At 69.2% G+C, this 20,407-nt stretch carries 21 protein-coding genes; 11 read left to right on the forward strand and 10 right to left on the reverse strand.

Annotation, left to right across the window (positions count from 1 at the left end; all coding sequences use genetic code 11):
• Positions 1-233: 233 nt before the first annotated feature.
• The 11 genes from ACN8ZM_RS12285 (at position 234) to ACN8ZM_RS12335 (ending at position 9,709) form a co-directional block, all read left to right on the forward strand.
• On the forward strand, positions 234-797 hold the full coding sequence (locus ACN8ZM_RS12285; RefSeq protein WP_043188875.1) for an RNA polymerase sigma factor: 564 nt from the start codon (positions 234-236) through the stop codon (positions 795-797).
• The gene (locus tag ACN8ZM_RS12290) at positions 794-1,219 is read left to right on the forward strand and encodes a DUF3619 family protein (RefSeq protein ID WP_043188876.1); all 426 of its coding nucleotides are present in this window, start codon (positions 794-796) and stop codon (positions 1,217-1,219) included. The genes ACN8ZM_RS12285 and ACN8ZM_RS12290 overlap by 4 nt, the downstream gene beginning before the upstream one ends.
• 26 nt (positions 1,220-1,245) lie before the next feature.
• On the forward strand, positions 1,246-2,004 hold the full coding sequence (locus ACN8ZM_RS12295; protein WP_043188877.1) for a DUF3106 domain-containing protein: 759 nt from the start codon (positions 1,246-1,248) through the stop codon (positions 2,002-2,004).
• A gap of 6 nt (positions 2,005-2,010) precedes the next feature.
• A complete protein-coding gene (locus tag ACN8ZM_RS12300) occupies positions 2,011-2,517 on the forward strand; it encodes an RDD family protein (RefSeq protein WP_205824695.1) in 507 nt (168 codons plus the stop codon).
• A 225-nt stretch (positions 2,518-2,742) separates the two neighbouring features.
• Positions 2,743-3,681: a UDP-2,3-diacylglucosamine diphosphatase gene (locus ACN8ZM_RS12305; RefSeq protein ID WP_043188880.1), complete on the forward strand. Its 939-nt coding sequence runs from the start codon at positions 2,743-2,745 to the stop codon at positions 3,679-3,681.
• A gap of 29 nt (positions 3,682-3,710) precedes the next feature.
• The gene (locus ACN8ZM_RS12310) at positions 3,711-4,745 is read left to right on the forward strand and encodes a glycosyltransferase family 4 protein (protein WP_043188882.1); all 1,035 of its coding nucleotides are present in this window, start codon (positions 3,711-3,713) and stop codon (positions 4,743-4,745) included.
• Positions 4,742-5,278, forward strand: coding sequence for a diacylglycerol kinase (locus tag ACN8ZM_RS12315; RefSeq protein WP_043188884.1), 537 nt, complete (start codon positions 4,742-4,744; stop codon positions 5,276-5,278). The genes ACN8ZM_RS12310 and ACN8ZM_RS12315 overlap by 4 nt, the downstream gene beginning before the upstream one ends.
• A gap of 206 nt (positions 5,279-5,484) precedes the next feature.
• The gene (locus ACN8ZM_RS12320; RefSeq protein WP_043188886.1) at positions 5,485-6,228 is read left to right on the forward strand and encodes a TetR/AcrR family transcriptional regulator; all 744 of its coding nucleotides are present in this window, start codon (positions 5,485-5,487) and stop codon (positions 6,226-6,228) included.
• Positions 6,225-6,806 (forward strand): TIGR00730 family Rossman fold protein, encoded by a 582-nt coding sequence (locus ACN8ZM_RS12325; protein ID WP_043188888.1) that lies wholly within the window; start codon positions 6,225-6,227, stop codon positions 6,804-6,806. Before ACN8ZM_RS12320 ends, ACN8ZM_RS12325 begins: the two co-directional genes overlap by 4 nt.
• Before the next feature lie 22 nt (positions 6,807-6,828).
• Entirely contained in the window at positions 6,829-7,590 is a 762-nt protein-coding gene (locus ACN8ZM_RS12330) for an SDR family oxidoreductase (protein ID WP_043188889.1), read from the forward strand.
• Between the two features lie 229 nt (positions 7,591-7,819).
• The gene (locus ACN8ZM_RS12335) at positions 7,820-9,709 is read left to right on the forward strand and encodes an ArnT family glycosyltransferase (protein WP_420210052.1); all 1,890 of its coding nucleotides are present in this window, start codon (positions 7,820-7,822) and stop codon (positions 9,707-9,709) included.
• 163 nt (positions 9,710-9,872) lie between these two features.
• Here the strand turns inward: ACN8ZM_RS12335 and ACN8ZM_RS12340 are convergent, their stop codons facing one another.
• The 10 genes from ACN8ZM_RS12340 to kdpC all read right to left on the reverse strand — a co-directional run bounded on the left by ACN8ZM_RS12340 (position 9,873) and on the right by kdpC (position 20,395).
• Positions 9,873-10,490 (reverse strand): DUF924 family protein, encoded by a 618-nt coding sequence (locus ACN8ZM_RS12340; protein WP_043188894.1) that lies wholly within the window; start codon positions 10,488-10,490, stop codon positions 9,873-9,875.
• On the reverse strand, positions 10,487-11,218 hold the full coding sequence (locus ACN8ZM_RS12345) for an alanyl-tRNA editing protein (RefSeq protein ID WP_420210053.1): 732 nt from the start codon (positions 11,216-11,218) through the stop codon (positions 10,487-10,489). Before ACN8ZM_RS12345 ends, ACN8ZM_RS12340 begins: the two co-directional genes overlap by 4 nt.
• 105 nt (positions 11,219-11,323) lie before the next feature.
• Positions 11,324-11,734 (reverse strand): group II truncated hemoglobin, encoded by a 411-nt coding sequence (locus ACN8ZM_RS12350; RefSeq protein ID WP_174961653.1) that lies wholly within the window; start codon positions 11,732-11,734, stop codon positions 11,324-11,326.
• Between the two features lie 42 nt (positions 11,735-11,776).
• A complete protein-coding gene (locus tag ACN8ZM_RS12355) occupies positions 11,777-14,392 on the reverse strand; it encodes an ABC transporter permease (RefSeq protein WP_420210054.1) in 2,616 nt (871 codons plus the stop codon).
• Positions 14,389-15,006: a DUF4126 domain-containing protein gene (locus tag ACN8ZM_RS12360; RefSeq protein WP_043188903.1), complete on the reverse strand. Its 618-nt coding sequence runs from the start codon at positions 15,004-15,006 to the stop codon at positions 14,389-14,391. Before ACN8ZM_RS12360 ends, ACN8ZM_RS12355 begins: the two co-directional genes overlap by 4 nt.
• 212 nt (positions 15,007-15,218) lie before the next feature.
• Positions 15,219-15,539, reverse strand: coding sequence for a quaternary ammonium compound efflux SMR transporter SugE (gene sugE / locus ACN8ZM_RS12365; RefSeq protein WP_043188905.1), 321 nt, complete (start codon positions 15,537-15,539; stop codon positions 15,219-15,221).
• A gap of 145 nt (positions 15,540-15,684) precedes the next feature.
• Positions 15,685-15,969: a DUF333 domain-containing protein gene (locus ACN8ZM_RS12370; RefSeq protein WP_043188908.1), complete on the reverse strand. Its 285-nt coding sequence runs from the start codon at positions 15,967-15,969 to the stop codon at positions 15,685-15,687.
• A 158-nt stretch (positions 15,970-16,127) separates the two neighbouring features.
• Positions 16,128-16,826 carry a two-component system response regulator KdpE gene (gene kdpE / locus ACN8ZM_RS12375; RefSeq protein ID WP_043188911.1) on the reverse strand — a complete coding sequence of 233 codons (699 nt, stop codon included), beginning with the start codon at positions 16,824-16,826 and terminating at the stop codon, positions 16,128-16,130.
• Positions 16,819-19,662 carry a sensor histidine kinase gene (locus ACN8ZM_RS12380; RefSeq protein WP_205824180.1) on the reverse strand — a complete coding sequence of 948 codons (2,844 nt, stop codon included), beginning with the start codon at positions 19,660-19,662 and terminating at the stop codon, positions 16,819-16,821. The genes kdpE and ACN8ZM_RS12380 overlap by 8 nt, the downstream gene beginning before the upstream one ends.
• 151 nt (positions 19,663-19,813) lie before the next feature.
• Positions 19,814-20,395 carry a potassium-transporting ATPase subunit KdpC gene (gene kdpC, locus ACN8ZM_RS12385; RefSeq protein ID WP_043188915.1) on the reverse strand — a complete coding sequence of 194 codons (582 nt, stop codon included), beginning with the start codon at positions 20,393-20,395 and terminating at the stop codon, positions 19,814-19,816.
• Between the last annotated feature and the right edge of the window lie 12 nt (positions 20,396-20,407).

Here is a 20,407-nt window from a genome sequence, read left to right on the forward strand (position 1 = left end):
CATCACTTCATGTTGCGAATCATTGACGATAGCGGGTCGCGATTGGGTCGTCAAGCAAAATATCCCGCAGCGCATCATGGGTACCGCCCGGCACCCGTCGCCGCGGCTCGCGCGCAACGTGCGGCGCCCAACCCGGTGCCAAGCGGCGCGAAAATTTGATAGCATCCGCGGGTTTTACGAAATTTTTCGACCTTTTACACCACGCAGCGGTCCGCAGCGCATACCTTCACGGAATGGCATCAGACAAGGAACTCGCCGACTTTCTGGCGGGCGTCGAAAGGCGCGCGTTCAAGCAGGCTGCGTACGCCGTGCGTGACGACGATGCGTCGCTCGACATCGTGCAGGACGCGATGATCAAGCTTGCGGAGAAGTACGGCGACCGGCCGGCGGCCGAATTGCCGCTGCTTTTTCAGCGGATCCTGCAAAACGCGATCCACGACTGGTTCCGCCGGCAGAAAGTCCGCAACACGTGGGTCACGCTCTTCTCGTCGCTGAACAACACCGACGACGACGACTTCGACCCCCTCGAAACACTCGAATCCGCGAACGACAACGTGGGCGTCGAGAGCAGCGAGCACCGCCTCGAACGAGAGCAGGTTCTGGCCCTGATCGACGAAGAAATCCAGAAACTTCCGGCGCGTCAACGGGAAGCGTTCCTGATGCGTTATTGGGAAGATATGGATGTCGCCGAGACTGCCGCCGCAATGGGGTGCTCCGAGGGCAGCGTGAAAACGCACTGCTCACGAGCCACCCATACGCTGGCGCACGCGCTCAAGGCCAAAGGAATCACGCTATGAGCTCCGCTCCCGCAAATCGAGAACACGAATTCGCGCTGAAGGTGCGCCGCGCGCTGGACGAGCGCGCGGCCGACCTGCCTGCCGCGACCACCGACCGTCTGGCCGTCGCCCGCCGGGCTGCGCTCGCGCGCAAGAAGCCCGAACCCGCGACCGTGCCGGTGTTCGTGCCGGCCTTCGCCGGCGCGGCCGGTGCGTACGGCACGGCGCCCGCGAGCCGCCCGCAGGCGTCGTTCGCGCGCCGCCTGCTGCGCGCGTGGCCGCTGGCGCTGCTGCTCGCGGGGCTCGTCGGCATCGCCTACTGGGAAGACATGCAGCGCACCGCCGAACTCGCCGATATCGACGCGGCGATGCTCAGCGACGACCTGCCGCTCAACGCGTATCTCGATCACGGGTTCAACGCGTATCTGTCGCGCGCTCACTAACAGACAATAACGAGGGGATCGTACGGGTGAGTCAGAAGCGCGGCCTGGCCGTATTTTTCGGATGCGTAATCGCGATCGCCGTTTCCTACGTCGCCACGTACCCACGATTCCACCCGGCCCCCGCGACGCCCGCCGCCGCGGCCAGCAGCCCTGTCGCGCCCGCCTCGGCTGCGACCGGGCTGACCACCGAACTCCCCCCGCTGCCCCTGCCGTTGCCGGCCGCTACCGGCCCGCTGTCGTGGGCGCGCCTCACGCCGGCACAGCACGCGGCACTCGCGCCGTTCGCCGACCAGTGGGACGGCTTCAGCGACGCCCGCAAGCGCAAATGGCTCAAGATCGCATCGCGTTTCGCGAAGTTGACGCCCGATGATCAAAAACGCCTGCAGGACCGGATGACCGAATGGGCGCGGATGACGCCCGAGCAGCGCCGCGTCGCGCGCGAAAACTACCAGAGCGCGAAGGAGCTTTCCGCTCAAGCGCGCGAGCGTGCGTGGAAGGCGTACCAGCAACTCCCCGAAGAGCAGAAGCAACGTCTCGCGGCCGCCGAGCGCCGCCGCCGGCCGAGCGTCGTCAGCGCACCGCCGACCGTCGCCGACCGTGACGTCCGCCGCCTCGTCAATTCGCACGAACACGCTGCAAGCGGCGCAGCCACTGCGCCGGCGCCCGTCTCGGCCGCCGTCGCGCCGCCGGTGCCTGCGTCGTCGACGGCCGGCACCGCATCCGCACCGGCTGCCGTGGCGCCGGTGTCGCCCGCCGACGCACCCTCGCTGTTCAAGGGCTCCTGAGCGCCCGTGGCGAACGCCCGCGCCCCCGAAACCCCGGCCGCCGCGCCGACCGTGCGGCGACGCCTCGCCGCGCTGCTCTACGAAGGCGTGCTGCTGTTCGGCGTGGTGTTCTTCGCCGGGCTCGCGTTCAGCCTCGCGACGCAGCAACGCAACGGCCTCGTCCATCACAACCTGCTCGCCGCGTGGATCGCGCTCGTGGTCGGCGCGTACTTCGTCTGGTTCTGGACGCACGGCGGCCAGACGCTGCCGATGAAGACCTGGCGGCTGCGGCTCGAATCGTCGAGCGGCCGGCCGCTGCGCGCGGGCCACGCGCTCGTCCGCTATGCGCTCGGCTGGCTGTGGTTCCTGCCGCCGCTCGCGCTGCATCCGCTCCTCGGCCTGTCGGTGCCCGTCACGCTCGCGCTCACCGCGGCGTGGATCGTCGCGTGGGCCGGCGCCGCCCGGCTGCATGCCGGCCGCCAGTTTCCGCACGACCGGATCGCACGCACGCGCGTCGTCGCGATACCACGCTGACGCGCCGCATTCGCCAGACGAAAACACCTCGCCAGGGCAGCGCCCACCCGCCCCGACAGCCTTGCCGGACAACGGTCGGACGTTCCGTACGGCAGGTTACGCAACGTCCCGTCATTCACTGCTAAACACCCTACAGCGGTCGTAATAAGAACGTCTCGTGACTGTCACGGCACAGTCACGCCCGCATGGCGGAATGCCGGTAATGTCAACCGGCGCGAGTCATGCATGGGCCAGAAAACGTCCGCGACCTCCCTGTTCCGTCACCCCATCGGCGCCCGCGCCGCCACCGCTTTTCTGTCCGGTTCTGCCGCAACCGACGGGCTGGTGTCGCAAGACCCGCCTGCCGGGCACGCCACGCAGCATGAGGACCCCGATTCGTCCACTCATCGCTACCGCACCATCTGGCTGTCCGACATCCACCTCGGCTCGAGCGGCTGCCAGGCGCCGTACCTGCTCGACTTCCTGCGCCACAACGATTCGGAGTACCTGTACCTCGTCGGTGACATCATCGACGGCTGGCAGCTGAAGAAGGGCTGGTACTGGCCGCAGGCGCACAACGACGTCGTGCAGAAGATCCTGCGCAAGGCGCGCAAGGGGACGCAGGTCGTCTACATCCCCGGCAACCACGACGAAGGGGCACGGCAGTTCTGCGACCTCGCGTTCGGCGACATCCAGGTGCGCGGCGAGGCATTCCACACGACGCTCGCCGGCAAACGTTTGTGGATCGTGCACGGCGACCTGTTCGACGGCGTGATCCAGCACGCGAAATGGCTCGCGTATCTCGGCGACACGCTCTACACGCTGATCCTCGTGCTGAACCGCTGGTTCAACCGGATCCGCAGCCGGCTCGGCTTCCAGTACTGGTCGCTGTCGCAGTACCTGAAGCACCAGGTCAAGAACGCCGTCAACTTCATCTCGCAGTTCGAGACGGTGATGACCGACGAGGCGCGTCGCCGCGGCTGCGACGGCGTCGTGTGCGGCCACATCCACAAGGCGGAGATCCGCGACATCGACGGCGTGCTGTACTGCAACGACGGCGACTGGGTCGAAAGCCTGTCCGCGCTCGTCGAAACGATGGAAGGCGAACTGAAGATCGTCTACTGGACGGTGATGCGCGCCGCACCGTCGGAGACCACGTCGCGCAAGGCCAAGGCCACTGCCTGACACACCCCTACTTACAGGACAAAGCCGCGATGAAGATCATGATCGTCACCGACGCGTGGGAACCGCAGGTCAACGGCGTCGTGCGCACGCTGAAGAGCACGTCGCGCGAACTCACCGCGCTCGGCCACCGCGTCGAAATGCTGACGCCGCTGGAATTCCGCACGGTGCCCTGCCCGACCTACCCCGAGATCCGCCTGTCGATCCTGCCGTACCGCAAGCTGCGCGCGCGGATCGATGCATTCGCACCCGACGCGCTGCACATCGCGACCGAAGGCCCGCTCGGCCTCGCCGCGCGACGCTATGCGCGTGCGCGCAAGCTGCCGTACACGACCGCGTACCACACGCGCTTTCCGGAATACGTGCAGGCGCGCTTCGGCATCCCGCTCGCCGCGACCTACCGCTTCCTGCACTGGTTCCACGGCCCGTCGCTCGCGGTGATGGCGCCGACGCCGGTCGTCAAGCAGGACCTCGAGAAATTCGGCTTCACGAACGTCGTGCTGTGGACCCGCGGCGTCGATCTCGACGTGTTCCGGCCGATGGAGTCGAAGGTGCTCAATACCGCGCGGCCGATCTTCCTGTACGTGGGCCGCGTCGCGATCGAAAAGAACGTCGAGGCATTCCTGCGCCTCGATCTGCCCGGCTCGAAGTGGGTCGCGGGCGAAGGCCCCGCGCTCGCGGAGCTTAAGTCGCGCTATCCGGAAGCGAACTATCTCGGCGTGCTGTCACAGGCCGAGCTCGCGAAGGTGTATGCTGCGGCCGACGTGTTCGTGTTCCCGAGTCGCACCGACACGTTCGGCCTCGTGCTGCTCGAGGCGCTCGCCTGCGGCACGCCGGTGGCCGCCTATCCCGTGACGGGGCCGATCGACGTGCTCGGCGAAAGCGACGCCGGCGCGATGCACGAGGACCTGCAGGAAGCCTGTCTCGAGGCGCTGAAGATCGAACGCACGACTGCGCGCGCGTGGGCCGAACGCTTCTCCTGGCGCGCGGCATCCGAACAGTTCGCGTCGCATCTGAAGCCGCTGCCGAAGACCGCGTACTCGCCAGCCGAAGGTGCCGCCGTTTGAAACGAGACCTGAACGACAAGACCCCGCCCCCCGACGCCACGCCGCAACGGCACCGCCCGTTCGACGAGGACGAGCCGCACGCCGAAGCGGACGTGCACGCGCACGAACCGCTCGGCCCCGACGATCAACTGACGCCGCTGCCGCCGAACCCGTACAAGCGCCACCGCGGCATCACGCGCGCCTGGTACGCCCTCAAGCATTCGCTGAACGGCTTTCGCGTCGCGATCCGCGAGGAGAGCGCGTTTCGCCAGGAACTCACGCTCGCCGCACTGATGCTCCCGATCGGCGCATTCGCGCCGGTGCCGGCCGCCTCGCGCGCGCTGCTGATCGCGTCGGTGCTGCTGGTGCTGATCGTCGAGCTGCTGAACTCGAGCGTCGAGGCCGCGATCGACCGCATCTCGCTCGAGCGCCACGAACTCTCCAAGCGCGCGAAGGACCTCGGCAGCGCCGCCGTGACGGTCGCGCTGTTCGCGTGCGTGACGACGTGGGGCTTCGTGCTCGGCCCGGTCGTCGCACGCTGGCTCGGCTTCTAGACGGCTGCCCTGCGGGCACCCGGCGCACCGCCCGCGTGCGGCGCTGCACCATGCGCCACGCGGGGGCGATGAATACGAAATGCCCCGATGTGGCGAAACCCCGGTTTATAATCGTCCGCTAGACATAGAACAGCAACCCGCGCCGGACGAATCACGCAGCATCGATTGCAGCGCCCGCCAGTCCGGCACACACAGGGCCGGACGACATGGAAGCGAAACCTCCCCGCCGCACCCGCGAACGGATTCTCGAGTTGTCGTTGAAACTCTTCAACGAGATCGGCGAGCCGAACGTCACGACCACGACGATCGCCGAGGAAATGGAAATCAGTCCAGGCAACCTGTACTACCATTTCCGCAACAAGGACGACATCATCAACAGCATCTTCGCGCAGTTCGAGCAGCAGATCGAACGGCGGCTGCGCTTTCCCGAAGATCATCGTCCGACCATCGACGAAACCTGGTCGTACCTGCAGTACATGGCCGATTTCATGTGGACCTACCGGTTCCTGTATCGCGACCTCAACGACCTGCTCGCCCGCAACCGCACGCTCGAGACACATTTCAAGCAGATCATCAGCCACAAGGTGCGCTTCGCGCACGACATGTGCGAGCTGCTCGTGTCCGACGCCGAGATGGTCGCGACGCCCACCGAGATCGAGGTCATCGCCACCAACATGGCCGTCATTTCGACGTACTGGCTGTCGTATCAGTACGTGATGCATCCGCGCAAGTACAACGACCAGGATGCGATCCGCGAGGAACTGCACCAGGTCAGCATGCACGTGATCTCCGTGATGGCGCCGTACCTGCGCGGCCGGTCGCGCCAGCTGTTCGACGATCTGGTCTCCGGCAAGCTGCCGAAGCGCCAGTTCACCGACTACCTGCCGCCGCGCGACGGTTCGCCTCGCGCCGCCGGCGGACACACCCCCGCCAAGGATTCCAAGCAATGAAGGCAGTCTGCGTTTACTGCGGCTCGTCGTCCGGCGTGCGGCCCGTCTATGCCGACGCCGCGCGTGCCTTCGGCCGCGCGCTCGTCGACGCGGGCCTCACGCTCGTCTACGGCGGCGGCCGGGTCGGCCTGATGGGCGTGATCGCGGACGAAGTGATGGCGGCCGGCGGCCGTGCGGTCGGCGTGATCCCCGAACTGCTCGTCGACAAGGAAGTCGGCCATACGGGGCTGTCCGAACTGCACGTCGTGCCCGACATGCACCACCGCAAGAAAATGATGGCCGACCTCTCCGACGCGTTCGTCGCGATGCCCGGCGGCGCCGGCACGCTCGAGGAGCTCTTCGAGGTCTACACGTGGGCGCAGCTCGGCTATCACCGCAAGCCCGTCGCGCTCTACAACATCGATTCGTTCTACGATCCGCTGATCGCGCTGCTGCGCCATACGGTCGACGAGGGTTTCATGCGTCCGGCCTACTTCGACGCACTGTGCGTCGAATCGGAACCCGTCGAGCTGATCGAGCGACTGCGTCGCTACCAGCCGCCCGCCCGCGACAAGTGGGCACCCGACGCAGCCAAGTAACCGTCACCGGAACCCGCACACGATGACCGCACCGTCCGAGCGCAAGGCCGTCCTCATCACCGGCGCAAGCCGTGGCATCGGCCGCGCGACCGCCGTGCTCGCAGCCGAGCGCGGTTGGGACGTCGGCATCAACTACGCGCGCGACGCCGCGGCGGCCGAGCTCACCGCGCAGTCCGTCCGCGACGCGGGCGGCCGTGCATGCGTCGTCGCGGGCGACGTCGCGAACGAAGCCGACGTCGTCGCGATGTTCGACACCGTCACGTCCGCATTCGGACGCTTCGACGCGCTCGTCAACAACGCGGGCATCGTCGCGCCGTCGATGCCGCTCGCCGACATGCCGGCCGACCGGCTGCGGCGGATGTTCGACACCAACGTGCTCGGCGCGTACCTGTGCGCACGCGAAGCCGCGCGCCGGCTGTCCACCGACCGTGGCGGCCGCGGGGGCGCGATCGTCAACGTATCGTCGATCGCCTCCCGGCTCGGCTCGCCGAACGAATACGTCGACTATGCGGGGTCGAAAGGCGCGGTCGACTCGCTGACGATCGGTCTGGCGAAGGAACTCGGCCCGCACGGCGTGCGCGTCAACGCGGTACGTCCCGGCCTGATCGAGACCGAAATCCACGCGAGCGGCGGCCAGCCGGGCCGTGCGGCCCGCCTCGGCGCAAGCACGCCGCTCGGCCGCGCGGGCGAAGCGCAGGAGATCGCCGAAGCGATCGTCTGGCTGCTTGGCGACGCGGCGTCTTACACGACGGGCGCCCTGCTCGACGTCGGCGGCGGCCGGTAATTCCGCACGGCGGGGCATCAAAAGCCGCCGCCCGAAACGATCCGTCGTCACGACACCACAAATCTCCACAATTCCGTGACACGATCGGTAAACCACCGTAACAATTCCGTGGTCTACTAGCGGACATTCAGACAGGTGTCATCAACACCTGTCCGTTACCCCTTGATGTGGCCCTAATCGGTCCAGCCCATGTCGCCGGACCGGCTCGACTCGACCCGAGATTCCTTCCATGCCTGGAACCGCAGCGCCCAGCCGGCGACGCACGTCCGTGCCCGCTCCGGCCCCGCACACCCGCTCGCCCGCCGACGCCGATCACACTGCAACGCTCGACGCCGCCGGCACGCCGATCGCCGCCTCGACCGCTGCAACCAGCGCCACGCACGAGCGTTCGCTCCTGCTCGGCTGGCGCGCGTGGCTGCTCGTCGCCGCCCTGATCTGCGCGTATACGCTGCCGGGCGTGCTCGGTCACGATCCGTGGAAGCAGGACGAAACCTACACGTTCGGCATCATCCAGCACATGCTCGAGACCGGCGACTTCGTCGTGCCGACCAATGCCGGCCTGCCGTTCATGGAAAAGCCGCCGATTTACGCGTGGGTCGCGACCAGCCTCGCCTGGCTGCTGCAGCGCGTAATGCCGCTGCACGACGCGGCGCGACTCGCGAGCGCACTGTTCGCCGCCCTCGCATTCGGCTTCATCGCGCGCGCGGCGCGCGTCGCCAGCCGCGCGGACTCCTGGTTCGACCTGCGCGTGATCGGCCCCGCCGTGTTGAGCGCGGGCACGCTCGTCGTCATCAAGCACGTGCACGACATGATGACCGACACCGCGCTGTTCGCCGGTACCGCAATCGGCTTCTGCGGGCTGCTCGAACTCGTGATGCAGCATGTCGCGCGCGCGCAGCAGATGCGGCACGGGCTGCCGGTCCGGCCGTCGGGCCGCTGGGCCGCGCCGCTCTTCGGCGCGGGCGTCGGCATCGCCTTCATGGCGAAGGGTCTGTTCGTGCCGCTCGTATTCGGAGCCACGCTCACGGCCGCACTCGTGATCTACCCGGCCTGCCGCACCCGCTCGTTCGCCCGTGCGCTCGGCGTTGCCGCGCTCGTATTCGCGCCGTTCGCGCTGGTCTGGCCGACCGCGCTGTTCCTGCGCTCCGAGACGCTGTTCATGACGTGGTTCTGGGACAACAACGTCGGCCGGTTCTTCGGCTTCTCGGTGCCCGAGCTCGGCGCGGAAAACGACAAGCCGCTCTTCATCGTCCGCTCGTTCCTGAGCGTCGGCTTCCCGGTCGCGCCGCTCGCGATCGTCGCGCTCGCACGCGGGGCGTGGCGCGACTGGCGCACGCCGGCGATTGCGCTGCCGGTGCTGTTCGCCAGCGTCGGGCTCGCGGTGCTGCAAGTGTCCGCGACGTCGCGCCAGCTTTACATCCTGCCGTTCTTCGCGCCGCTCGCGCTGGTCGCCGCGCAGGCGATCGAACGCCTGCCGCGCCGGCTGCATCTCGCATGGGATTACCTGAGCCGCGCCCTGTTCGGCACGGTCGTCGTGCTCGCCTGGGCGATCTGGGCGGTGATGGCCGATCCGGCTGCATCGCACGCCTATCTCGCACCGCTCGGCCGCTGGCTGCCGCTCGACTGGACGATGCCGATCGAACCCCCGCTCGTGATCGGTGCGCTCGTGCTGACGGTCGGCTGGTTGACGCTGCTGCCGAAGCTGCGCACGACCGGCCTGTGGCGCGGCGCGCTGTCGTGGGGGGCCGGCGCGCTCGTCGCGTGGGGGCTCATCTATACGCTGCTGCTGCCGTGGCTTGACGTCGCGAAGAGCTACCGCTCGGTGTTCGACGACCTGAACGCGCATCTCGCGCTCGAATGGAACGACGGCGACTGCATGGCAAGCGTCGGTCTCGGCGAGTCGGAAGCGCCGATGCTGTACTACTTCTCCGGGATCCAGCACACGCCGATCGACGATGCGCAGGCTGCCCGCTGCACGTGGATGATCGTCCAGGGCAAGCAGACCATCGGTCCGGCGCCCGGCAGCGAGTGGAAACCGTTCTGGTCCGGCGCCCGCCCGGGCGACTCCGCGGAACTGCTGCGCGTCTACGTGCGCACGCCCGAACAGCACCTGCAGTGAAGCACGACGGCGCAACGCGCCGTCTCGTGCCGGCCCGGATACCTGGCGAAGCTTGAGCACAGCTGCCTGAACGCGGTGCACGCCTTCCTCCGGCCGGTTTCCACGGTACCCGCGAATCCGCGGGTTCGCGCCCTCCCCCGCGTCACGCCGCCGGCCCGGATCGTCAGAACGAGGAACCGGGCTCGCGAAGAAACGCCGTCTCCTCGTCGCTCGACGCACGACCCAGAATCACGTTCCGGTGCGGAAAACGGCCGAAGCGTTCGACGACGGCCGCATGCAGCAACGCAAAGCGGTGATAGCTCTCGCACCCTGCTTCGTCGCGAATGCCCGCGCACAGGCGCACGGCCTCGCGCTGGCTGTCGACCGACTCGTCGTGCTCGAACGGCAGATACGCAAACGCGCGGTGATGTCCGCTCGGCAATTGTGCGTCCCAGCCGGCCGCGACCATGCGGCGCGCGAGCGCGAGCGCCTTCGGATCGGCGGCAAACGCGCGAGGCGTGCCGCGATGGATGTTGCGCGAGAACTGGTCGAGCACGACGATCAACGCAAGCGCCCCCGACGGCGAGCTTGCCCAGCGATCGCATGCGCCGTCGCACGCGGCGTCGAGCAAGGCGCCGTAGCGCGTGCGCAGCACGTCGTCGAACGCCGCGCCGCCGTTGAACCAGACCTTGCGGGCCTGCCCGAATTCGGCCGAGCCCGGCTCGCCGAACCAGAAATCCAGAATCTCCCGCGCTTGCGGATCGAGCGCCGCCGCGCCCGCTTGGGTGGTGTCAATCGTCATGCAAACTCCAGTACGAGGCGCCGGGTGCGCGCGCTCTTCTTTTCCAGTTTCGCGACCCGCAGCGCGCCGATTTCAGACGTGTTGCGCACATGCGTGCCGCCGCACGGCTGCAGGTCGACCTGCTCGATGCGCAGCAGCCGCACGCGGCCGAGGCCCATCGGCGGCTTCACGCTCATCGTGCGCACGAGCTCCGGCCGCTCGGTCATCTCGTCGTCGGTGATCCATTCGGTCGTGACCGGGTGCGCACCGACCACCAAGCCGGCGAGGCGTCGCTCGACGTCGTCGCGGTCGATCGCGTCGGATGTCGCGAAATCGAGCCGCACGTAGTCGGCCGTCACGCTGCAGCCGTCCACCGCGTACGGCAGCACCGCGCACATCAGGTGCGCGGCCGTATGCAGGCGCATGTGGCGGTAGCGGCGCAGCCAGTCGATCTCCGCGACCACGCGGGTGCCGGGCACGAGCGCCGCGACGCGCGCCTCCTGCCCCGATGCGGGCACGTGCACGGCGTCGTCGGGCGTCGCGCCGTCGAACTTCGCCTTGCGCGTATCGGCAATCGCGATCGTGCCGCCGTCGGGCAGCGTCAGCGTGCCGGTGTCGCCGGCCTGACCACCGCCGAGCGGATAGAACACGGTGCGGTCGAGCCGGATGCCGTCGTCGCCGACGGCCAGAACGACCGCGTCGCATTGCGTGAGGTACGCGTCTTCGCGAAACAGCGCTTGTGTCGTCATCGGGCGAGCCTCGTATCGATTGGGGAAAGGGGCCAGTGTCGCGCCGCGCGGCGCGCGCGCCCAGACGCAGATCGTCCCGCGCGCGAACGGCGGCGTACCGGTCGATCAACCGGGCCGGTTGCGCATCCAGTCGGCCGTGTCGTAGAACGAGTGCATGAGCCGCTCGCGCAGCGGCTCGGGCAGTCCGATGTCGTCCATCGCCCACGCCATGCAGCGCAGCCACTGGTCGCGCTCGACCGACGCGATCGGGAACGGCAGGTGCCGCGCGCGCAGCCGCGGGTGGCCGAACCGGCTGATGTAGTGGTCGGGGCCACCCATCCAGCCGCACAGGAACCAGAACAGCTTGTCGCGCGAACCGTCGAGCGACGCCGGGTGCAGCGCGCGAATCTGCGCGAACTCGGGCTCGAGGTCCATCAGGTCGTAAAAGCGGTCCACCATTTCGCGCACGCGGGCTTCGCCGCCCACGAGCTCGAACGCCGTCGGCTGCGACGGCGCATCGTCATTCACATCGGTCATACGGATAGTCGGAAACGGGATATTCAAGGCCGCCGGCAATGCTCAGGCATCGCGCAGCGACTGCAGCGCGGGGCGCCGCAACACATTATGCAGGCTCAGCCAGCCGGCCGCACCGGCGCACGCGACGCCGGCCGCGATACCGGCCGGCACGAGCCACGGATCGACGGCAAGCTGGAAGTCGAACACGCGCGACGCGAGCACCCAGCCGACCGCGATCGCGCCCGCCGACGCCAGCGCGCCGGCCAGCGCGCCGACCACGACGAATTCCGCGCGCTGCACCGCGTTGACCTGCGCGCGCGACGCGCCGAGCGCACGCAGCAGCGCCGCCTCGCGCACGCGCTCGTCGCGCGTGCCGGCAAGCGCGGTGTACAGCACGAGCACGCCGGCCGCGAGCGTGAACACGAACAGGAACTGCACCGCACCGACCACCTGCAGCATCATCCGCTGCAACTGCGCGAGGATCGGCGCGACGTCGATCGCGGTCAGGTTCGGGTAGCGCGCGATCAGCGGATCGAGCAGCGCGGCGTCCGAAGCCGGCAAATGGAAGCTCGTCAGGTAAACGGCCGGGAAATCCTTCAGCGCCGGCGGCGGCATCAGCACGAAGAAATTGACGCGGAACGAGCCCCAGTCGAGCTTGCGCACGCTCGTGATCGGCGCGTCGACCGTGAGCCCCGTCACGTCGAAACGCAGCACGTCGCCCGGCTTCACGTTCAAGGTCTTCGCGAGGCCGGCCTCGATCGAGATCTGCGGCGTGGCTGCGGTGCCGAACCAGTCGCCTTCGACGATCCGGTTGTCGGACGGCAGCTCGGTCGTATAAGACAGGTTGAACTCGCGGTCGACGAGCCGGCGCGCCTCGTCGGACGGGTACGCGTCCGGATTCACCGGCTTGCCGTTGATCGCGACGAGGCGGCCGCGCACCATCGGCGCGGGCACCGCGTCACGCACCCCGTGCGCGGCCAGATAGGCCGCGACGTCGGCGCGCTGGTCGGGCTGGATGTCGATCAGGAACTGGTTCGGCGCATCGGGCGGCGTCGACTGCCGCCAGCCCGCGACGAGATCGTTGCGCGTGATCGCGATCAGCAGCAGGCACATCAGGCCGAGCGCAAGCGCGGTGATCTGCAGCGCGCTGGCCGTGCCGCGCCGGTGCAGCGACGCGAGCGCGTAGCGCCAGCCGACCCCCGCGGCCACGCGCGCGTTGCGCACCGCGCGCGCGGCGGCGAACAGCACGAGCCGCGCGATCAGCGCGAAACCGACCAGCGCGCCGGCGAAACCGCCCGCGACGATCAGCCCGAGCTTCAGGTTGCCGGCGGCCACGATCAGCAGCCCCGCGAACAGCACGACGCCGATCGCATACGCGGCCCACGCGGTGCGCGACGCGTCGCCCCACTCACGTCGCAGCACGCGCACCGGCGGCACGCGCGTGAGCGGCACGAGCGGCGGCAGTGCAAAGCCGAGCAGCAGCACGAGCGCGGCGCCCATGCCGATCAGCGCCGGCCACAGCGTGGGCGACGGCAACGCGACATCGATCAGGCTGCCGAGCGCGGCCAGCAACGCCCAGTGGCCGCCGTAGCCGAGCACCGCGCCGGCGGCGCCGGACACGATTCCGATACCGGCGAATTCGAGCGCGAACAGCGCACCGAGCGTGCGGCGGCTCACACCGAGGCAGCGCATCGTCGCGCAGCCGTCGAGGTGGCGCCGCATGTAGCGCTGCGCGGCCATCGCGATCGCGACCGCCGCGAGCAACGCGGTGAGCAGCGCGACGAGCGTCAGGAAGTGGCGTGCGCGATCCAGCGTCTGCCGCACCTGCGGCTGGCCTTCCTGCAACGACTCGAGACCGGCGCCGCGCAGCTTCCCGCCGTCGACGCGCGCATGCGCATACGCTTCGAAGCGTGCGACAGCCTGCGGGTCGCCGGCGACCAGCAGCCGGTACGTGACGCGGCTGCCGTAGCCCGTGAGCCCCGTCGCGGCGAGTTCGTCCGCGCGCATCATCAGCCGCGGCGAAAAATTGACGAACGAAAACCCGCGATCGAGTTCGCGGGAGATCGATGCGGCGACCTTGAACGTGCGCAGCCCGACGCGCACCGTATCGCCGGCCTTCAGGTGCAGCGCGTCGAGCAGCGCCGGATCGGCCCACACGGTGCCGGGCGCGGGAATCTCGGCGGCCTTCTGCGCGGCGGTGGCACCGGCAGGCAGGATCTCGACCGCGCCGCGCAGCGGATAGCCGGGCGACACCGCCTTCACGGCCGCGAGGCGCGACGGCGCCGCGTCGGTCGCCTGTCCGCCCTTGGCGGACGCGATCATGCTCGGGAAGATGGCAGTCGTCGCGGTACGCAGGCCGAGCGCGCGGGCCTGCCGGTCGAACGACGGATCGACGGGGCGATCGGCCCGCACGACGAAATCGGCGCCGAGCATCTGGCGCGCGTCGCGCTCGAGCCCCTGGCGCAGCCGATCGGCAAGGAAGCCGACGCTCGTCAGCGCCGCGACCGCGAGCACCAAGGCGAGGACGAGCAGCGTCAGCTCGCCCGCGCGCCAGTCGCGCGCGGTCATGCGTGCGGCCTGGCGAATCAGGTCGCGCAGGCCGAAGCGGCCGGCATGCGCGGACACGTCATGGCCGGGTTGCCCGGCGGGCGGCTGCGCCGCGTGTTGCCGCCCCTTCAATCGTGTTTTCCCCCGATCGAGTTGAGCCGCGACACCATGTGGTTCGCCATGCCGCGAAAGCCGCCTGAGACACCGCGCCACAGGCGCGGGAGCGCCCATGCCGACGCCGCGATGAAGGCGGCCAGCAGCACGAGGAACGCGAGCGGCACGAAGAACGCGAGCGCGAGGCCGCCGACCACGAGGCCGTCCTCGGTCGACGATGCGATCCAGTTAGAAATCGGTTCGGGAGACAGGTTGATCATCGCGCGCGTGCCGGCCTTCGCCACATGCGCGGCGCCAGCCAGCGAGCCGCCGGCGAGCCCCGCGACCGCGAGCACGGTCGGGTCGGCATGACCGAGCGCGCCGGCTGCGAGCACGGCACCGGCCGGGATGCGGATGAAGGTATGCACGGCATCCCACAGCGAGTCGAACGCGGGGATCTTGTCGGCAAGGAATTCGGTGACGGTGAGCACGGCCGCGGCGCCGATGACCCACGGCGACATCAGGACGGCCAGCGTGTCGGGCAAGTGAAGCCAGCCGAACCGCGCCAGCACGCCGGCGATCAGCACCGTCAGGTACAGGCGCAGGCCGCTCGCCCACGCGAGCCCCGCGCCGAGCGAAATGGCTTCGATCATGGCCCTCTCCTTGCACTTTCCGTGCGCTTTGCCGATTGATCGGATCGGGTCGGACAGACTGGCCGCGCGGCGCGTGGCGACCGGCTCCGCGTGCCGCGAGAAGCACGACGGAATTCAGGCCCGAATGCGTTCCATTATAGACAGGCTATCCGGGTGACCGGCGCAATTCCGCGGCGCGGCACGCGGGGCGTGTGCGCACCCGGATGCCGTCGTCAGGCGGCCGACGACAGCTTGAGGCCGATCAGCCCCGCGACGATCAGCGCCGCGCTCGCGACGCGCGCGACGGTCAGCGCCTCGCCCATCATCACGATGCCGAACACGAACGCACCGACCGCGCCGATGCCCGTCCACACCGCGTACGCGGTGCCGAGCGGCAACTGGCGCATCGCGACCGCGAGCAGCCCGAAGCTGGCCAGCGCCGTCACGATCGTAAACGCCGACGGACCGAGCTTCGTGAAGCCGTCCGACGATTTCATGCCGGCCGCCCAGGCCACTTCCAGCAATCCGGCAATGAACAACAATCCCCACGCCATCTCGACGCACTCCGTATCGGATGGGGCCGTCCCCGTTGAATCGAATGACCCGGGGTCGTCCCCGGGCGGCGCCGAGTATAACAAGATGCTTACGGACGCGGCGCGGCGCCGGCGGCCGATCGGGGGCCCGATCGGCCGGGCCCGGTCAGTTCGATACGCGCTTCGGCGTGACGCCGCCGACGCAGCGGTCGTCGCGGTACAGCGCCCACTCTTCGCACACGCGGCCATCCTTGAACACGCACATGCCGACCTGCCCGCTCGACAGGTTGCGGATCGTGTGGCGGCCGCCGAGCTTGGCGCAATTGACCGACGCGGGATTGGCCATCGCCTGCTGGGACGACGACGGTTGCTGCCCGGGCGGCAGCGGTTGGGCGAACGCGCCAGACGCAGCAAGCGCCAGCGCACAGATGACGACCAGACGGACGGACATTGCACGCTCCTCGTTTTCGTTCGCGGAACGGTCAGGATAACGGGGAATGAGCGCCGGGTGTGCAACGTGCGCGTCGGTCGCGAGACTGTCGCGCCGGCGCAACCCTGCCGGCGCGCGACGTCACGCGCACGGGCGCCGCTGCGGCCCGGCGAGACCCGTCATGCGGCCCCGACGAGCCGGTAGCCGACGCCCGTCTCGGTGACGATGTACTCGGGCTGCGCCGGGTCGCGCTCGAGCTTCTGGCGCAGGTGCGCCATGTAGATGCGCAGGTAGTGGTGGCTTTCGACGTGCGACGGCCCCCACACGTCGCGCAGCAGCTGCCGGTGCGTGAGCACGCGCCCCGCGTGCCGCACGAGCGTGGCGAGCAGCCGGTACTCGAGCGGCGTCAGGTGCACGATCTCGTTGTCGCGCCACACCTGGCGCAGCGCGAGATCGACGGTCACGGTGCCGAAGTTCACCTTCGGCGACTCGTTCGCGCCGCCCTGGTTGCGCCGGCGCAGTTGCGCGCGGATCCGCGCACGCAGTTCGGACACGCCGAACGGCTTGGTCAGGTAATCGTCGGCGCCCGCGTCGAGCGCCGCGACCTTCTCCTCTTCCTGCGTGCGCGCGGACAGCACGATCACCGGCACCTCGGACCAGCCGCGCAGTTCGCGGATCACGTCGAGGCCGTCGGTATCGGGCAGGCCGAGGTCGACGATCACGAGATCGGGCTTGCGCGTCGCCGCGTCGATCAGCCCCTGCTTGCCCGTCTCGGCCTCGAACACCGCGATGTCCTCCTCCTCGAGCGCGGCGCGCACGAAACGGCGGATCTGCTTTTCGTCCTCGATCAGGACGACGGTCAGGCTGGGTTCACTCATGGTCTGGCAATGATTCGGATGGGGACGACGCGCCCGGCACATCGGGTTCGTCGTCGGGTACGGCGGGCGCGGCCGGCGGTGTCTCGACCGGCAGCGTGAACCAGAAGCGCGCGCCCGTCACGTGGCCGTCGGGCGCCGTGCGGTTGAGTGCGCCGATTTTACCGCCGTGCGCCTCGACGATCGCGCGGCAGATCGCCAGGCCGAGCCCGATGCCGGGCGTCGCCGATTCCTTCTCGCCGCGCGTGAACTTGTCGAAGATCCGCGTTTCCATCCCGGCCGGCAGGCCGGGACCATAATCGTCGACGAGCACGCGCACGAATGGCAGCCCGTCGTCGGTCATGCGCTCCGCGCCAATCTCGATCGGCGTATCGGCCGGCGTGTACTTCGCCGCGTTCTCGAACAGGTTGGTGAACAGGCGCTCCATCAGCACCGCGTCCATCTGCAACAACGGCAAATCGGCCGGCAGCACGACGCGCGCGGGATGGCGCGCAAGCACGCGCCTGCATGCGGCGAGTGCGGCGCCGACGGTTTCCTCGAGCAGCGACCACTGGCGCTTCAACTGCAGGCTGCCGGCCTGCAGCCGCGCCATGTCGAGCAGGTTCGTGACGATGCCCGTCATCCGCAGCGCCTCGTCGTGGATCGCGTCGACGAGTTCGCCCTCGCGCTGCGCGAAACGCTCCGCCGCCGCCACGTCGCCGCCCTGCGCGGCCGCCCGCCCGTTCGCGAGCATCGACGAGAAGCCGACGATCGTCGTGAGCGGCGTGCGCAGGTCGTGCGAGATCGCCGACAGCAGCGAGTTGCGCAGCCGCTCGGATTCCATGCTCACCAGCGCGTCGCGCGCGATCTCGACGTAGTGCACGCGTTCGAGCGCGAGCGCGATCTGCGCGGCGAATGCGTCGAGCATCCGCTGCTGTTCCGGCACCTCGAGTTCGCGCGGCTCGCGCGACGCGACCGCGAGCACGCCGCGCGTGCGCATCGGCGCCTTCAGCGGCAGGTACAGTGCAACCGTCGCCGGTAACGTGTCGGTGCCGCGGCCAGCCGGCTTCTGCTGGTCATAGACCCACTGGCCGACGTCGCTGTCCAGATCGGCGCCCGTCAGCGTGACGGCTGCATCGGGCTCCTCGATCTTCTGCCACACCTTGTCCGCGCTGTCGGGCAGCAGGAACGCGACGCGCGCGCGGAACACCTCGCCCACATGGCGGCTGCCGATCTCGACGATCTGCTCGGTCGTCAGCGCCGCGCCCAGCTCGCGCGCCATCGCGTAGATGGCGCCGGTGCGCCGCTCGCGGCGCTGCGCGACGCTCGCCTGACGCGTCAGCGTCGACGTCAGGTGGCTGATCACGAGCGACGTCAGCAGCATCCCGAAGAAGGTCAGCAGGTATTGCGTGTCGCTGACCGAGAACGACATGCGCGGCGGCACGAAGAAGTAATCGAACGCGGCCACCGACAGGAACGACTGCAGCACGCCCGGGCCGCGCCCGAGCCGGACGGCCGAGAACACGACGCCAAGCAGGTACAGCATCACGAGGTTCGTGAGGTCGAGCCGCTCGGACACGAGGCTCGCGACGACCGTGATCGCCGCGCAGATCGCGGCCGCGTACGCGTAATGTCGCGGCGGCGAACGATGCGTGCCGAACTGCGCGAACGCATCGCGCCAGTCGCGCGCACGCGCATCGAGCGGCGCGGCGCGCGCCTCGTCGCTCGCGGACGCACGGATCAGCATCAGGTCGACGTCGCCCGCGCGTTCGGCGAGCTGTTCGCCGAACGGCCGCGCGAGGCGGCGCACGAGCCCGACCTTCGGCGAGCCGCCCGCGACGATCTTCGACACGTTGCGTACCTTCGCATAACCGATCAGCGCGGCGACCGCGTCGCCGCCGGCGAGCGTGGCCGTCTCTGCGCCGAGCTCGGCCGCGAGCTTCAGCGCGTCGAGCGTGCGCTGCCGCTGCGCGTCGGGCAGCCGCTGCAGGCGCGGCGTCTCCACATAGACGGCGATCCAGTCGGCCTTCAGGCTCGCGGCGAGCCGCGCGGCCGCGCGCACCAGCGTCGGCGCCTCGGGGCCGGGCCCGACGCACACGAGCAGCCGCTCGCGCGCCTGCCAGATGCGCTGGATCGAGCGGTCGGCACGGTATTCGCGCATCTGCGCGTCGACGCGATCGGCCGTGCGCCGCAGCGCCAGTTCGCGCAGCGCGATCAGGTTGCCCTTGCGGAAGAAGTTGCGCACCGCGCGCTCGGCCTGCTGCGCGAGATAAACCTTGCCGTCGCGCATCCGCTCGAGCAGTTCCTCGGCCGGCAGGTCGACGAGCGTGACTTCATCGGCCGCGTCGAACACGCGGTCAGGTACGGTCTCCCACACGCGAATGCCGGTGATCGCGCCGACCACGTCGTTCAGGCTTTCGAGATGCTGGACGTTGACGGTCGTATACACGTCGATGCCCGCGTCGAGCAGCTCGTACACGTCCTGCCAACGCTTCAGGTGCCGTGCGCCCTGCACGTTCGAATGCGCGAGTTCGTCGACGAGGATCAGTTGCGGCTGGCGCGCGAGCGCGCCGTCGAGATCGAATTCGGCCAGCGTGCGGCCGCGATAGTCGATGCGCGCGAGCGGCAGCACGTCGAGGCCGTCGAGCAGCGCGGCGGTTTCGCTGCGCCCGTGGGTCTCGACGATGCCGACGACGACGTCGACGCCTTCCTGCAGGCGCTGGCGCGCGGCCTGCAGCATCGCGTAGGTCTTGCCGACACCGGCCGATGCGCCGAAGAAAATCTTGAGCTGGCCGCGTCGCTGCTTTTCTTCGTCACGCTGCAGCTTGTCGAGGAGTTGGTCTGGGTCGGGACGATTCATGCGTCAGATAGGCGGAGCGCCCGGATGCGCGCGAGTACGAGCATTGTTGTTCCAAATCGCCGCAAAAGGCAAAGACGGCGCATGCGCCGTCGGGAAAAGTCGCGTCCGGCGCGGATCGGGCCGCGCCGGACGCCGGTTGCCTTACGTTCGCTCAGTGCGCGGCCTGCGCCGCGTCGAGCGCGAGGTTCAGCTTCAGCACGTTCACGCGCGGTTCGCCGAGCACGCCGAACTGGCGGCCCTTCGTGTTCGCGGCGACGAGCTGCGCGACCGCGTCGGGCGCCAGGTTGCGCGCCTTCGCGACCCGCTCGACCTGGTACGCGGCGGCGGCCGGCGTGATCTCCGGATCGAGGCCGCTGGCCGACGCCGTCACGAGGTCGACCGGCACGGGCTTCGACATGTCGGTGCCCGCGTCGCGCAGCGCGGCGATGCGCCCCTTCACCTGGTCGGCGAGCGACGGGTTCAGCGGGCCGAGGTTCGAGCCGCCGGAGCCGGTCGCGTTGTACGGCATCGGCGACGTGGCCGACAGGCGGCCCCAGAAGTACTTCGGCGCATCGAACTGCTGGCCGATCAGCGCGGAGCCGACCGCCTTGCCGTCCTTCTCGATCAGGCTGCCGTTCGCCTGCGACGGGAACACGGCCTGGCCGAACACGGTCATCACGGCCGGGTATGCGAGCCCCGTCACCGCGGTCAGCACGGCAAAGATCACGACGAGCGGACGAATCAACGTTTTCATGATGTTTCCTTC

Source organism: Burkholderia aenigmatica (assembly GCF_048627025.1).
Taxonomy (GTDB): Bacteria; Pseudomonadota; Gammaproteobacteria; order Burkholderiales; family Burkholderiaceae; genus Burkholderia; species Burkholderia aenigmatica.